The following is a 14,245-nucleotide window of genomic DNA, read 5'->3' on the forward strand; positions in this document are numbered from 1 at the left end:
CCCCATTCGCTATTGGTGATAACGCCTTTTAAATTGGTGAAACAACATCATGGAAAAAAATATTTACATCATCAAAACACAAGAAGTGTTTGATGCAATTGTGGTTGGCTCCGGTATTGCCGGTGGCTGGGCCGCTAAAGAACTGACGGAAAAGGGCCTGAAAACCCTGCTGGTTGAACGCGGCCGCCCGGTGGAACACCGCAAGGATTACATCGGCGAAGGCCTGAAAGCCTGGCAGATGCCCTTTCGCGGCAGCGTCGAAAAAGCACTGGTCGATGAACAGCATTACGTACAGAAAAAATGCTACGCCTTCAACGATGCCACCAAACACTTTTTTGGCAACGATAAAGACTTCCCCTACAGCACCCCCAAAGACAAACCCTTCGACTGGATTCGCGGCAATCAATTAGGCGGAAAATCCCTGCTCTGGCATCGCCAGTCCTACCGCTGGAGCGATCACGATTTTAATTCCAACGCGCGCGATGGCGAGGGTGTGGATTGGCCGATTCGCTACAAGGATATCGAGCAGTGGTACGACAAAGTAGAACTGCACGCGGGCATTAGCGGCTCCAAAGAAAATCTGGAGATCCTACCCGACAGCCAATTCCTGCCGCCGTTTGAAATGAACCCGGTGGAAAAAGAAATGAAAGCGCGCATCGAGAAAAAATGGAGTACGCGCAAATTAATTATTGGCCGCACCGCGCATTTGTCAGTACCGGCATCGCACCATTTGGCACAGGGCCGCTTGCAATGCCAGGCGCGCAATGAGTGCCAGAAAGGCTGCTCCTTCGGGGCTTACTTTTCCACCCAAAGCTCGACCCTGCCTTCGGCGCTGGCGACCAATAATCTCTCCATCGCCACCAACAGCATCGTGCACAGCGTGATTTACGACCCCAAAACCAATCGCGCCACTGGTGTGCGGGTGATAGATGCCGAGACGCTGGAAACCCGCGAGTATTTCGCCAAGGTAATTTTCCTGTGCGCCTCAACGCTGGGCACCACACAAATCATGCTCAACTCGGTCAGCGAGAGCTTCCCTACCGGCATCGCCAACTCCTCCGGCGCGCTTGGCCATTACTTGATGGATCACCTTTATGGCGCCGGTGCCATGGGGCGTGTGGAAGGTTTTGAAGAGGATTACTACTCCGGTCGCCGCCCGATTGGATTGATCATGCCGCGCTTCCGCGACTACAACGAGAAAAACCCTAACTTCAAACGCGGCTACTTTTACATGGCCGGCGCCCAACGCGCCAGCTGGGAACAACTTGGCACAGGCGACGGTTTTGGCGCCGAGTTTAAAGCCAATATTCGCCAACCCGGCCCCTGGTATTTCAACCTGAGCGGCTCGGGCGAAATGTTGCCGCGCTATGAAAACCAGGTCTCGCTGCACCCCACACTGAAAGATAAATGGGGCATGCCGCAGTTGCACATTGAATGCAGCTTCTCCGACAACGACTGGAAAATGATGGAAGACATCGCCGATACCGCCGCCAATATGCTGGAGGCCATTGGCTTGAAAGATGTCAAAAAAGATATTCGCGCAAAACGCGATTGGCACCCCGGATTGTCCATTCACGAGATGGGCACCGCACGCATGGGTAAAGATCCGAAAACATCAGTGCTTAATGGCTGGAATCAGGCGCACGATGTGCCCAACCTGTTTGTCACCGATGGCGCCTGTATGACGTCATCCGCGTCGCAAAACCCGTCGCTGACCTATATGGCACTCACGGCGCGCGCAGCAGATTACGCGGTACAACAACTCAAACTCGGCAAGATTTAAACTCAACAAAAGGTAACTACTATGACTTTATCCAAAACAATAAAAGCACTCACTATGGCCGCCATCACCAGCGTTAGCCTTTCTGCCATGGCCGCTAATGTGGCGCCAACCGAACCGCAATTGAGCGTGCAGCTCTGGTCAGTAAAAGACGATGTGGCGAAAGACTTTGAAGGCACCCTGAAAAAACTGAAAGCCATGGGATTTGACGGTGTGGAGTTTGCGGGCAATTTTGGCGCTTATGCCAATGATCCCAAAGGCCTGAAAGCCTTTTTGGATAAAACCGGCCTGAAGGCCTCTGCGGCGCACGTACCCTTTGAGAAATTGAATGCAGAAAACTTTGATAAAACCGTCGCGTTTTATAAAGCCATCGACTGTAAATACCTGATTATCCCTATGGATATGCGCGCCTTCACCACCGATGGCGCCAAAGAAGTAGCAGCGGAACTCGCGGCGATTCAAACCAAACTCACCCCACACGGCATGCACACCGGCTATCACAACCACGAAGGTGAAATGCTTGGCGAAATGGGCAAAACCCCCTGGGATGTGATTGGCACCAACACCTCGCAAGAAGTGGTATTGCAGCAAGATGTGGGCTGGACAGAAGTCGCAGGTAAAGACCCTATTGCCTTCATCAAAGCCTACCCGGGCCGTACCATTACCACTCACTACAAGGCATCAGCACCCAAGCCCGGCAATACCGAGCACCCGATCATCGGTCAGGACACCACTGACTGGAAAGCACTGATCAATGCCAACAAAACCTACGGTGGCACCCTGTGGCTGGTGGTTGAGCAGGAGTCTTACCCCGAAGGTATGACCCCGATGCAAAGTGTTGAGGCCTCACTCAAAGGTTTGCAAAAAGTCATCAGCGATATGAAATAAGCGATTTCGCTGTGGTTTAAGTGGTTTAAAACGAAAAAGGCCGATCATCTGATCGGCCTTTTTCGTTGTTCAACTTATTTTAGGATGGGGCAGTGGTATTACTCGCGCGAATCGGTTTGATCGCCCGGATAATCCTTACGCAGCTCCACCGGTTTGTCCGTCGTTTTGCGCATTTTGATATTGATCATCTCCACGCCCAGCGAGAAAGCCATGGCGAAGTAGATATAGCCTTTAGGTACATGCACATCAAAACCTTCCACCAACAGGGTAAAGCCGACGATCACCAAAAATGACAGGGCGAGGATTTTGATGGTGGGGTGAGCATCCACAAAGTCACCAATGGACTTGGCAGCAAACAACATCACACCCACGGCAATAATGATCGCCGTTGCCATAATCGGCACCTGACTGACCAAACCGACCGCTGTGATCACCGAGTCGAGCGAGAAAACGATATCGAGGATCGCAATCTGCACCAGCACTATGAGCAAGCCGTGGGCGGCTACATTGCGCGCCTCTTCCACCGCACCTTCCAGGCTGCTGTGAATTTCGTGGGTCGCTTTGGCGATAAGGAATAAACCACCGCCGATCAAAATAATATCGCGTCCGGAAATTTCCTCGCCCAGCACGCTGAACAGCGGATCAACCAGCCCCATCACCCAGGCCAGGGAAAATAGCAGCCCCAAGCGCGTAATCATCGCCAGGCCCAGGCCGACCGTGCGTGCAAACTTGCGCTGATGCTCCGGTAAGCGCCCCACCAGAATGGAGATGAAAATAATATTGTCGATCCCCAGTACAATTTCCAATGCCGTTAATGTTGCCAATGCAACCCAGGCCTCCGGACTTGCCAACCATTCAAACATGATTCCACTCTCTGTTATTCAACCCGGGTTAGTCACCGGTCATTACCCACGCGCTGTGGGGGCGCCATTCTACCTACTTACAAAAAAAAACCGCATTCACAGAATGCGGTTTTTACCGGAACTTAACGAAAAAACGCTTAATTGCGGGTCGTCAGGCGGCTGAGCAAAGCCATCAGGCCCTTTTTCTCGTGTTTCATCAAATAGTGATCGCGAATACCGGCGATATCCACATCGTAGCTACCGGGCTCCAGGTCGCGGGCGATTTCAATTTTTTCGATCTCATGGCGGCTTTTTTTACCGGTATCGATCAGTTCCTGCTTGCGCTTGTCGTCCTCGGCCAAGTCCAGCAACAGGTACTCACTGAGCGGCTGCTTGAGGGTATCCAGCACCACAATCACCTTGGGTTTCAGGCGTCGCTCAAAGTTTTGCTCAACCACCACTGCCACTTCACCGGTGCTCAACTCCACCAGCGTACCGGTGGGGTACAGGCCGATGGCGCGAATAAATTCAACCACCAGCTCTTCCTGAAACTGGATATTGCGCAGCTCATATAACTTGGCAACGGCTTTGGAGGGCGCGATAGGATCGCGCGAACCGCGAGGATTGGTCACATGGTCGTAATAGGTCACTATGCCGGCAATTTTGCCCAGCAGCGGAATCTTGTCGCCGGATAAGCCATGGGGAAAGCCAGTGCCATTCAACCGCTCGCAGTGGGTTTTGACCACCGCGATAACCCGCGGCTCCACGCCCTGGGTTTTGCGCAGGATTTCGCAGCCCAGCTCCACAAAACTTTCGTAGAGCGCCTCTTCTTCCGCACTGCGATCGAGGTTGGTGATCAAGGCGGCATCCAGCATCACCTTGCCGACATCTTTCAGCAAGACACCCATCGCCAGCACATCCAAATCGCGTTTGGGTAAGCCGATATGACGGCCAAATAAAATCGCCCACACCGATGAACGCACCGCGTGGCTGTAGGTGTATTCGTCTTTTTCCTGCACCCGCGACAGCCAGGTAAAGGCGTCGGGGTTGCGCACCACGCTGTCCACCATTTCACTGGCAACACGCTTGGTTTCACCGAGGGATAAATCGTCAAACTGGTTCTTTTCCAGTTGCTCCATCACCTCCACAACCGCGCCGTAAACCTTCTGGTGTAACTGGCGCGCCTGTTTTACCTCGCGCTGCAAAGGCGTGACATCGCGGTACAAGCCGCGCTGGATTTTGAGGGGAGCCAGGGTTTCGGTAAAACTGTTCACACGCTCGCGCGTGGTGGTTTTTTTGGTGGGAGCGGCGATGGTTTTTAAATTGGCGGAAATAGGCCCGCGCCCTTTTTCCACGTCGATATAAACGTAATGGCACAGCGCCTTGAGCTGGTTGATCTCGCCCAAATCGCGCAGGTAAAACCCCTGCAGTGGAAAGGGTGTCTGGGACCAGGGGCGGTCCAAACCAGACACATACATGCCGATGGTTAATTCGTTGACATCAACTTTAACCTGCTTTATTGCCACGCCTCGCTCTCCATATCACCCAATGGTGTTATCAGCCTTATTAGATCGGGGCGGCGACAGTGACAGCGCTCGCCCGCGTCGGGGGAGAAAATCTTCCTAAAAACACAGATGCTGCGGCGAGTGTAATGAAGATAATGACGCCGCACCAGCACCCGCAGCGCAATGGCTACTAAAAGGTGCCGGCACGCGACGAATGACCGATAAATTATGCGTGGTAGCTGGCAGACAAATCGTGAACGGCGTTGATAAAGGCGCCGGCGTGGGCTGGGTCCACTTCGGGAGTAATGCCGTGCCCCAGGTTGAAAACATGGCCGGAACCCGCCCCAAAAGAGGCAAGGATACTGCCCACTTCCGCGCGAATACGCTCCGGTGAGGCATAGAGGATACTTGGGTCCATATTGCCTTGCAGCGCCACTTTATTGCCTACGCGCGCGCGCGCTGCGCCTATGTCGGTGGTCCAATCCAGTCCCAGCGCAGTAGCACCCGTCGCCGCCATAGCTTCCAACCATTGGCCGCCACCTTTGGTGAATAAAATCACCGGCACCTGGCGACCTTCATGTTCACGAATCAAACCACTGACGATCTTCTGCATATAGTTCAGCGAAAACTCCTGATAGGCCGCATGGGATAAGGCACCACCCCAGGTATCAAAAATTTGCACAGCTTGCGCACCCGCCTGAATCTGGGCGTTCAGGTAAACAATCACCGACTCAGCCAATACATCCAACAGTTGGTGCATTACCTGGGGCTGGTTGTAGAGCATTTCCTTGGCGCGACGGAAATCGCGGCTGGAGCCACCTTCGATCATGTAAGTCGCCAAGGTCCAGGGACTGCCGGAGAAACCAATCAGCGGCACACGACCATTCAGCTCGCGGCGAATAGTTTTCACCGCGTTGACTACATAGGGCAGATCCTGTTCAGGGTTAATCACCTTGAGCGCATTCACATCGGCTTCGGTGCGGATGACTTTCTTGAATTTAGGGCCTTCACCGGTTTCAAAATACAGACCTAGTCCCATGGCGTCGGGGATGGTGAGAATATCGGAGAAGAGAATCGCCGCATCCAGCGGATAGCGCTCCAGCGGTTGTAAAGTGACTTCACAGGCGAGTTCAGGGTTAGTGCACAGCGCCATAAAATCCCCCGCCAAGCTGCGGGTCGCGCGGTACTCGGGCAGATAACGACCCGCCTGACGCATCATCCATACCGGGGTGACATCTACCGGTTGCTTTAACAGGGCACGCAGAAAACGGTCGTTCTTAAGTTCAGTCATGAATAGCTCTCTTGTAATGGCCCGCGCAATGAGTCGCGCTGCCGGACTAAGGCTGATGTGGGCCGCAGTATATCAAGTGTCGCTGTGGATTAGGCGACAGCGTCATGTTTGCTGGCAACCTGGTAATTGAGCCGCTGCAAATTGTGATCGATGCGCAGCACGTGGATGCTCACCCGATGAATCCAGCGCGAGGCTTCCATCAGGCTTACTCCTTTGTCCAATTCAATCTGACCGGTAGCGATTTGCGCCATGGTCAGCTCGCGCAACTGCTGCTCCTGCACCGCCAATTGATCCACCAACAAGCCAGCCTGTACGTCATCAAGCGGCTCCTTGTGCACCACGCCATTAACCAACTGCGTGAGGATAGTGCGCGCAATTTGCAGGCTGCGCTCATCGCGCAATACCAGTGCGACATGGGGATTTTGGCAGCGCTCATACAGGCGCTGCAAATGGTCGAGCAGATGGATGCAGGCCAGCAGATCCTCCCATGCGCGCCCTTCGCCGCCGGCGAGGTGGAGCTTATCCAGATAGGCACGGGATTCCCCCAAAGCCCGCGCCGTTTCCACCAGCGACACCGGGCGCGGGGTCTCGCCCAGCATATGCATCAATTGTGCAGCCAATTGATGCACCTGAGCGGTGAGCAGTTTGCGCACCTCGCCCAACGCCAGCTCAGGATATTTGAGCAAACTGGCATCCAACAGATCGCGCTCATCGCTGGCGCGCTCGGGAATCAGGCGCTCAATCAAACGGGAGTAATAGCCAATAAAGGGCAGGATCAGCAGCACACCAATCAAGTTAAACAGGCTGTGAAAGCTCACCAGTGCAAATTCGCCAAAGGGTTCGTTGGGCAACCAGTAGTGCCACAGTGCCATGTAAGGAGTGATCAGGAATACCGCGCAACCGCTGACGATGGTATTGAAAACCACATGGGAAAACCCGGTGCGACGCACATGCACATTGCCGCCGATGGTGGCGATGGCCGAGGTAAAGGTAGTGCCCACGTTCATGCCCACCACCAGCGATGCCGCTTGCTCAAAATTGATCAAGCCGGAATGCATGGCGGTCAGGGCAGAAATCACCCCGGTGGTTGATGACTGGGTAACCAGGGTGAAGGCTATGCCCACCACAACCAATACCAAGCGACCAGACAAATGATCCGCAGGCATGAAGCCAAGATTGATATGAGCTTGCAAACCGCTCATGCCCTGCTGCAGGCCATCGATCCCGACAAACATCAAACCGAACCCGGCCAGGCTGTAGGCCAACCCCGAGCGGCGTGCACCACCGAACAGGCGCAGAAGTGCGCCAATTAAAATCAGCACCGAGGCGATAGCGCTAAGTTTGAGTTTGAAACCCACAATCGCCACCAGCCAACCGGTAAAAGTGGTGCCAATACTCGCCCCCAGCACCACGCCCAAGGCCTGGGAATAGGCCAGTACACCGGCACCGACAAAACCGACGGTGATCATCATGGTCGCGCTGGAGGACTGGGTAAGTATGGTCGCCACAATACCGGTGAATACACCAGATACCGGGCTGCGGGTAAAGCGTACCAGCGCGCGCCGCACAGATTCGCCAGCGAGATTTTTCAGGCCTTCACTCATCAGGCTCATGCCCAATAAGAACAGACCAATACCACCGGCGACATCAACAATGACAGAAGACAAATTCATCTGTTTCCTCGCTCCCTAAAAGTACAAACGCCCCGTCAAGTGAACCTGACGGGGCGGTAAGGGTGATGGGCGAAACCTAAAGGATACCCATCAAATGCCTGAAAACCAGAGAGGATATTGCCAATGCTCCACCCCACTGGGAATCAGACTTGCATACCTATATTTGCAAACTTATACCTGAAGATAATCCAGAATACCCTCGGCAGCTTCGCGACCTTCCCAAATAGCCGTTACCACCAAATCAGAACCGCGCACCATATCACCACCGGCGAATACCTTAGGGTTGCTGGTTTGGAATTTGAACTGCTGTTGTTCAGGCGCTACCACCCCACCCCAGCTGTTCACTTTCACGCCATTGGTTTCAAACCAAGGCTGCGGGCTTGGGCGGAAACCGAAGGCAATCAGCACTACATCGGCGGGCAGAATTTCTTCTGAACCTGGCACAACTACCGGGCTGCGACGGCCTTTTTCGTCCGGCTCGCCCATTTGGGTAGTGACTACTTTAACGCCTTCTACTTTGCCATTGCCCACCACCGCCACTGGCTGACGGTTGTAGAGGAACTGCACGCCCTCTTCTTTGGCATTGGCCACTTCGCGCTTGGAGCCAGGCATGTTTTCTTCATCGCGACGATAAGCACAAGTCACTGTAGCGGCGCCCTGACGAATCGAGGTGCGGTTACAGTCCATGGCGGTATCACCACCACCGAGTACAACCACTTTTTTACCAGCGACGCTGATGAAATCTTCCGGGCTCTTTTCAAAGCCAAGGTTGCGGTTCACGTTGGCAACCAGGAATGGCAGCGCGTCATAAACGCCGGGCAAGTCTTCGCCAGGGAAGCCACCTTTCATGTAGGTATAAGTGCCCATGCCCATGAACACCGCGTCGTAATCGCGCAGTAATTCTTCCATGGTGATGTCTTTACCCACTTCAGTATTCAAGCGGAACTCAATACCCATTTCGGTAAAGATTTCACGGCGACGGCTCATCACTGATTTTTCCAGCTTGAACTCGGGAATACCAAAGGTCAGCAGGCCGCCGATTTCTGGGTATTTATCAAATACCACAGGCTTAACGCCGTTGCGTACCAATACATCGGCACAGCCAATACCTGCTGGGCCAGCGCCAATCACGGCTACTTTTTTGTTGGTCCAGACCACTTTAGACATGTCTGGTTTCCAACCCATCGCAAAGGCGGTATCGGTGATGTACTTTTCAGCGTTACCGATAGTCACCGCACCAAAACCGTCGTTCAGGGTACAGGCGCCTTCGCACAGGCGATCCTGTGGGCATACGCGACCGCAGACTTCCGGCAGGGAGTTGGTTTGATGGCTGAGCTCAGCCGCTTCAAAAATATTGCCTTCGGAAATCAGCTTCAACCAGTTAGGGATGAAGTTGTGCACCGGGCACTTCCACTCGCAGTAGGGGTTACCACACTCAAGGCAACGATGGGCCTGACCTTCCACTTCTTCTTTGGCGAAGGGTTGGTAGATTTCCACAAAATTGCGTCTACGGGTTTCTATATCTTTCTTGGAGGGGTCCTGACGACCCACATCGAGAAACTGAAAGTCATTGTTTAAACGTGCTGACATGATTTTGACCTCACTCGTCACCAAGAGTTATTCGCCGCGCTGGCGGAAACTGACCAACAAACTACCCAAAGACGCCGCCTTAGGTTTCACCAACCAGAACTTGCCGATGTAATCGTCGAAGTTGTCCAGCAGGTGTTGGCCCCATGCACTTTCAGTCTCTTTTACAAATTCTTCAATCACGGTGCGCAAATGGTGGCGATGTGCCTCCAAGGCTTCGGTATTGATGCGGTGGATATCCACCAACTCGTGATTATAGCGATCCACAAAGTCGTTGGCTTCATCCAGCACATAAGCAAAACCACCGGTCATACCTGCGCCAAAGTTCACGCCTGTTTGACCCAGCACTGTCACCACACCACCAGTCATGTATTCGCAGCAGTGATCACCTGCGCCTTCCACTACCACATGGGCACCGGAGTTACGTACACCACAGCGCTCGCCCGCCGTACCGGCAGCAAACAATTTACCGCCAGTAGCGCCGTATAAGCAGGTATTACCCAAAATGCTGGTTTTGTTCGATTTGAAACCGGAGCTGCGTGGAGGGCGAATCACCAGCTTGCCGCCCGCCATGCCTTTACCCACATAGTCGTTGGCATCGCCTTCCAGATACATATCCAGGCCGCCGGCGTTCCACACACCAAAACTCTGACCGGCAATACCAGTGAGCTTGAGTGTGAGCGGCTTGTCGGCCATGCCTTGGTTGCCGTAGCGCTTGGCGATTTCACCGCTGATACGCGCACCAATGGAGCGGTCGCAGTTGGTGATATGGAACTCAAACTCGCCGCCGGTTTTGGCTTCAATCGCTGGCAGCAATACTTTAATCATGGCCTCAGCGGTTTCGCCTTTATCGAAAGGCTCATTTTTGCTAACGGCACAGAGTTGCGGCTTGGTTGCCAAATAGTCATCGGTATAGATGATCGGGCTCAAATCCAACTGTTGTTGCTTGGTGGTTTCACCTTCCAACACTTTCAGCAGATCCACACGGCCAACCAACTCGCCAAGGGTGCGCACGCCCATACGCGCCATCCACTCACGGGTTTCTTCAGCCACGAACTTGAAGAAGTTCATCGCCATTTCCACGGTGCCGATGTAATGGTCTTTACGCAGCTTGTCTTGTTGGGTCGCAACGCCGGTCGCACAGTTGTTCAGGTGGCAAATACGCAGGTATTTACAGCCAAGCGCCACCATGGGACCCGTACCAAAGCCGAAGCTTTCCGCGCCGAGCATGGCCGCTTTAACAACATCCAGACCGGTTTTCAAACCGCCGTCCGCCTGTACGCGAACTTTGTCGCGCAGATCGTTAGCGCGCAGGGTTTGATGGGTTTCAGACAAGCCCAATTCCCATGGCGATCCGGCATATTTAATGGAGGTCAAGGGGCTTGCCGCTGTACCGCCGTCATAACCGGAGATGGTGATCAGGTCAGCGTAGGCCTTGGCCACACCGGCAGCGATAGTCCCCACGCCGGGGCGCGATACCAGCTTCACCGATACCAGCGCATCGGGGTTGACTTGTTTCAAGTCATAAATCAGTTGCGCCAAATCTTCGATTGAGTAGATGTCATGATGCGGCGGTGGTGAAATCAAGGTCACACCGGGCACCGAGTGACGCAGGCGCGCGATGAGCGCATTCACCTTACCGCCGGGCAACTGGCCGCCTTCACCGGGTTTTGCACCCTGAGCGACTTTAATTTGCAGCACTTCGGCGTTCACCAGATACGCAGGCGTTACACCAAAGCGACCAGAGGCCACTTGTTTGATTTTGGAGGATTTCACCGTGCCATAACGCGCGGGGTCTTCACCACCTTCACCGGAGTTGGAGCGGCCGCCCAAGCGGTTCATGGCTTCAGCCAAGGCTTCATGCGCTTCAGGCGACAGGGCGCCAAGCGACATACCCGCTGAGTCAAAGCGTTTGATAATGCTTTCTACCGGCTCCACTTCCGACAGCGGAATGGGTTTGCACAGGTCTTCGCGAATCGCCAACAAATCGCGCAGCATGGATACCGGACGCTTGTTCACCAGATCGGCATAGTTGCGCCAGAGCGCATAGTTGCCACTCTGCACGGCTTTTTGCAGGCTTTGCACTACATCAGGATTGTAGGCATGGTATTCAGAACCATGTACATACTTGAGCAGGCCGCCTTGTACGATTGGCTTGCGCTCAATCCAGGCAGTTTGCGCGAGGATTTTCTGATCGGCTTCCAGGTCTTCAAAACGCGCACCGGCCACACGGGACGGCGTGCTCTCAAAGCACATGCTGATCACTTCTTCCGATAAGCCAATGGCTTCAAACAACTGGGCGCTGCGGTAAGAGGTAATGGTGGAAATACCCATCTTCGACAGGATTTTGAGCAAGCCCTTGTCGATACCTTTACGGTAGTTTTTGTAGGCGGTGTCCACATCCACCAACAGCTCGCCGGTTTCGATCAAATCGTTCAACACGTGGTAGCTGAGGTAGGGGTATACAGCCGTGGCGCCATAGGCAATCAGGGCAGCAATTTGATGGGGGTCGCGTGCGCTGCCGGTTTCAACAATCAGGTTGGAATCACAACGCAAGCCAACATTGGTTAAGTGTTGGTTTACCGCACCCACAGCCAGCAGTGCAGGAATCGGCAACTGGCCTTTTTCAAAGCCATAGTCGCTCAATACCATCAGCACTTTGCCCGACTTAACCGCTGCCGCAACATCGTCGCACAGCTTGGTCAGCGCCGCTTTCAGGTTGGTCTCTTCGGCATTGTAATACAGCGAGAATTTCACCAGATCGTAACCGGGGCGATTCAAGCTCATCAAACCGCGGAATTTTTCTGGTGATAGCACCGGCGAACTCAGAATGACGCGATCCGCATGTTCGGGCAGCTCGTCATAAACCGGCAATTCACGGCCCAGACAAGTCTCCAGCGACATCACAATCGCTTCGCGCAACGGGTCGATGGGCGGGTTGGTCACCTGCGCAAATTGCTGGCGGAAGTAGTCGTAAAGTGAGCGCTGTTGGCGCGACAACACGGCCATGGGAGTATCGTCGCCCATGGAGCCTACGGCTTCCTGACCACCTTCAGCCAGTGGGCGAAGCAATTGGTCGCGCTCTTCAAAGCTCACCTGGAACATTTTCATGTTGGCTTTGAGGGCAATGCCTTCAATACCGTTTTCTTTCGCATCAGTATTGAGCGTTGATTCAATACGCAAAGCGCGCTCTTTCAGCCACTTTTTATAGGGCTGGGTGGACTTCAACTGGTTGTCGATATCCTGGGTGTTGTGCAGGGTGCCAGTGGCTGTATCGATCGACATGATTTGGCCTGGGCCAAGGCGGCCTTTGGCAACCACATCGGCAGGATCATAGGCGTACACGCCCACTTCCGAGGCCACGGTGATCATATCGTCTTTGGTGATAACCCAGCGCGAAGGGCGCAAGCCGTTGCGGTCAAGGGTACATACCGCGTAGCGACCATCGGTAATTACCAAACCGGCGGGGCCATCCCAGGGTTCGATATGCATAGAGTTGTATTCGTAGAACGCACGCAGATCCGGGTCCATGTTCTCCACGTTCTGCCATGCTGGTGGTACCAGCATACGAATAGCGCGGTGCAGTTCCATGCCACCCAGAGTCAAAATTTCCAGCATGTTGTCCAGACTGGATGAGTCAGAACCAGTGCGGTTCACCAGCGGAGTAACGCTATGCAGCTCGGGCAGGAGTGGCGTTACGAATTTTGGAGTACGCGCCACCGCCCAATTGCGGTTGCCTACAATAGTGTTGATCTCGCCGTTGTGGGCGAGCATGCGGAACGGCTGGGCCAGTGGCCACTGGGGCATGGTGTTGGTGGAGAAGCGCTGGTGAAATACACAGATCGCTGTCTCCAAACGCTCGTCAGCCAAGTCAGCAAAAAAGCGCGGCAGATCCACAGGCATCATCAAGCCTTTGTAGGACAGGATACCGGTGCTCAAACTGGCCACGTAGAAGGCTTTGTCGTCTTTCAGGCGAATTTCCGCTTTGCGACGCGCCATAAACAATTTGGAGTTGACCTCTTGCAGGGTCAAATCCGGGTTGTTAACAAACAGGTGATTAAAGGTTGGCAGCGACTTCATGGCGATAGGGCCAAGGCAGCTGGGGTCAACCGGCACGTCGCGCCAGCCAGCCACAATCAGCCCTTGCGCGGTCAGCTCTTCGGCGACAACAGCACGGGCCTTATCGGCGATAGCCGGGTCGCGGCTGAGCATAATCGCGCCCACACCGTAAATAGAGGTCAGCTCAGCACCACAGGCTTCTTTCGCAACGGCGCGCAAGAAACTGTCCGGTTTTTGGATCAACAAGCCACAACCGTCGCCGGTTTTACCGTCCGCATTGATACCACCGCGGTGGGTCATGCAAGTCAGGGCTTCAATTGCCGTAGTAAGCAGACGATGGCTGGTCTTGCCCTTTAAATGGGCAATCAAACCAAAACCGCAGTTATCTTTGAACTCGTCTATCTGGTAGAGGCCAGTGGTCATAGGCTGATTCTCAACAAAAATCACTATCAAGGGATACGTATGCGTTAAGCGCAAAGCTCATGCGAAAGCCGCGCCAAATTGCGTCCCAGACAAAAAAGCCCCTGAGGTGTAGGGGCTAGGCAAATGGGCGCAGGATATTACCCGCTTAGAGGGGCATTAGCAAGACAACGGGAGCCAAGTCAGTTGTCAGCTTATGC

8 protein-coding genes are annotated in these 14,245 nt (G+C 54.0%); 2 read left to right on the forward strand and 6 right to left on the reverse strand.

The features are described from left to right. Positions 1-49: 49 nt before the first annotated feature. Both B0D95_RS11555 and B0D95_RS11560 read left to right on the forward strand, forming a co-directional pair. Positions 50-1,783, forward strand: coding sequence for a GMC oxidoreductase (locus B0D95_RS11555; RefSeq protein WP_078044027.1), 1,734 nt, complete (start codon positions 50-52; stop codon positions 1,781-1,783). A gap of 21 nt (positions 1,784-1,804) precedes the next feature. Then, complete coding sequence (locus B0D95_RS11560) at positions 1,805-2,668, forward strand: sugar phosphate isomerase/epimerase (RefSeq protein ID WP_078044028.1); 864 nt, start codon at positions 1,805-1,807, stop codon at positions 2,666-2,668. Positions 2,669-2,766: 98 nt separating this feature from the next. Here B0D95_RS11560 and B0D95_RS11565 read toward each other — a convergent pair whose 3' ends face one another. The 6 genes from B0D95_RS11565 to gltB all read right to left on the reverse strand — a co-directional run bounded on the left by B0D95_RS11565 (position 2,767) and on the right by gltB (position 14,048). Continuing rightward, the gene (locus tag B0D95_RS11565; RefSeq protein ID WP_078044029.1) at positions 2,767-3,531 is read right to left on the reverse strand and encodes a TerC family protein; all 765 of its coding nucleotides are present in this window, start codon (positions 3,529-3,531) and stop codon (positions 2,767-2,769) included. 137 nt (positions 3,532-3,668) lie between these two features. Next, positions 3,669-5,036, reverse strand: coding sequence for an HD-GYP domain-containing protein (locus B0D95_RS11570; protein WP_078044030.1), 1,368 nt, complete (start codon positions 5,034-5,036; stop codon positions 3,669-3,671). 205 nt (positions 5,037-5,241) lie between these two features. Then, positions 5,242-6,306: a uroporphyrinogen decarboxylase gene (hemE, locus tag B0D95_RS11575; RefSeq protein ID WP_078044031.1), complete on the reverse strand. Its 1,065-nt coding sequence runs from the start codon at positions 6,304-6,306 to the stop codon at positions 5,242-5,244. 89 nt (positions 6,307-6,395) lie between these two features. Further along, on the reverse strand, positions 6,396-7,979 hold the full coding sequence (locus B0D95_RS11580) for a Na/Pi cotransporter family protein (RefSeq protein WP_078044032.1): 1,584 nt from the start codon (positions 7,977-7,979) through the stop codon (positions 6,396-6,398). A gap of 171 nt (positions 7,980-8,150) precedes the next feature. Then, complete coding sequence (locus B0D95_RS11585; protein ID WP_078044033.1) at positions 8,151-9,569, reverse strand: FAD-dependent oxidoreductase; 1,419 nt, start codon at positions 9,567-9,569, stop codon at positions 8,151-8,153. A gap of 27 nt (positions 9,570-9,596) precedes the next feature. Next, positions 9,597-14,048, reverse strand: coding sequence for a glutamate synthase large subunit (gene gltB / locus B0D95_RS11590; RefSeq protein WP_078044034.1), 4,452 nt, complete (start codon positions 14,046-14,048; stop codon positions 9,597-9,599). Between the last annotated feature and the right edge of the window lie 197 nt (positions 14,049-14,245).

It is taken from the genome of Cellvibrio sp. PSBB023 (assembly GCF_002007605.1).
Lineage (GTDB): Bacteria > Pseudomonadota > Gammaproteobacteria > Pseudomonadales > Cellvibrionaceae > Cellvibrio.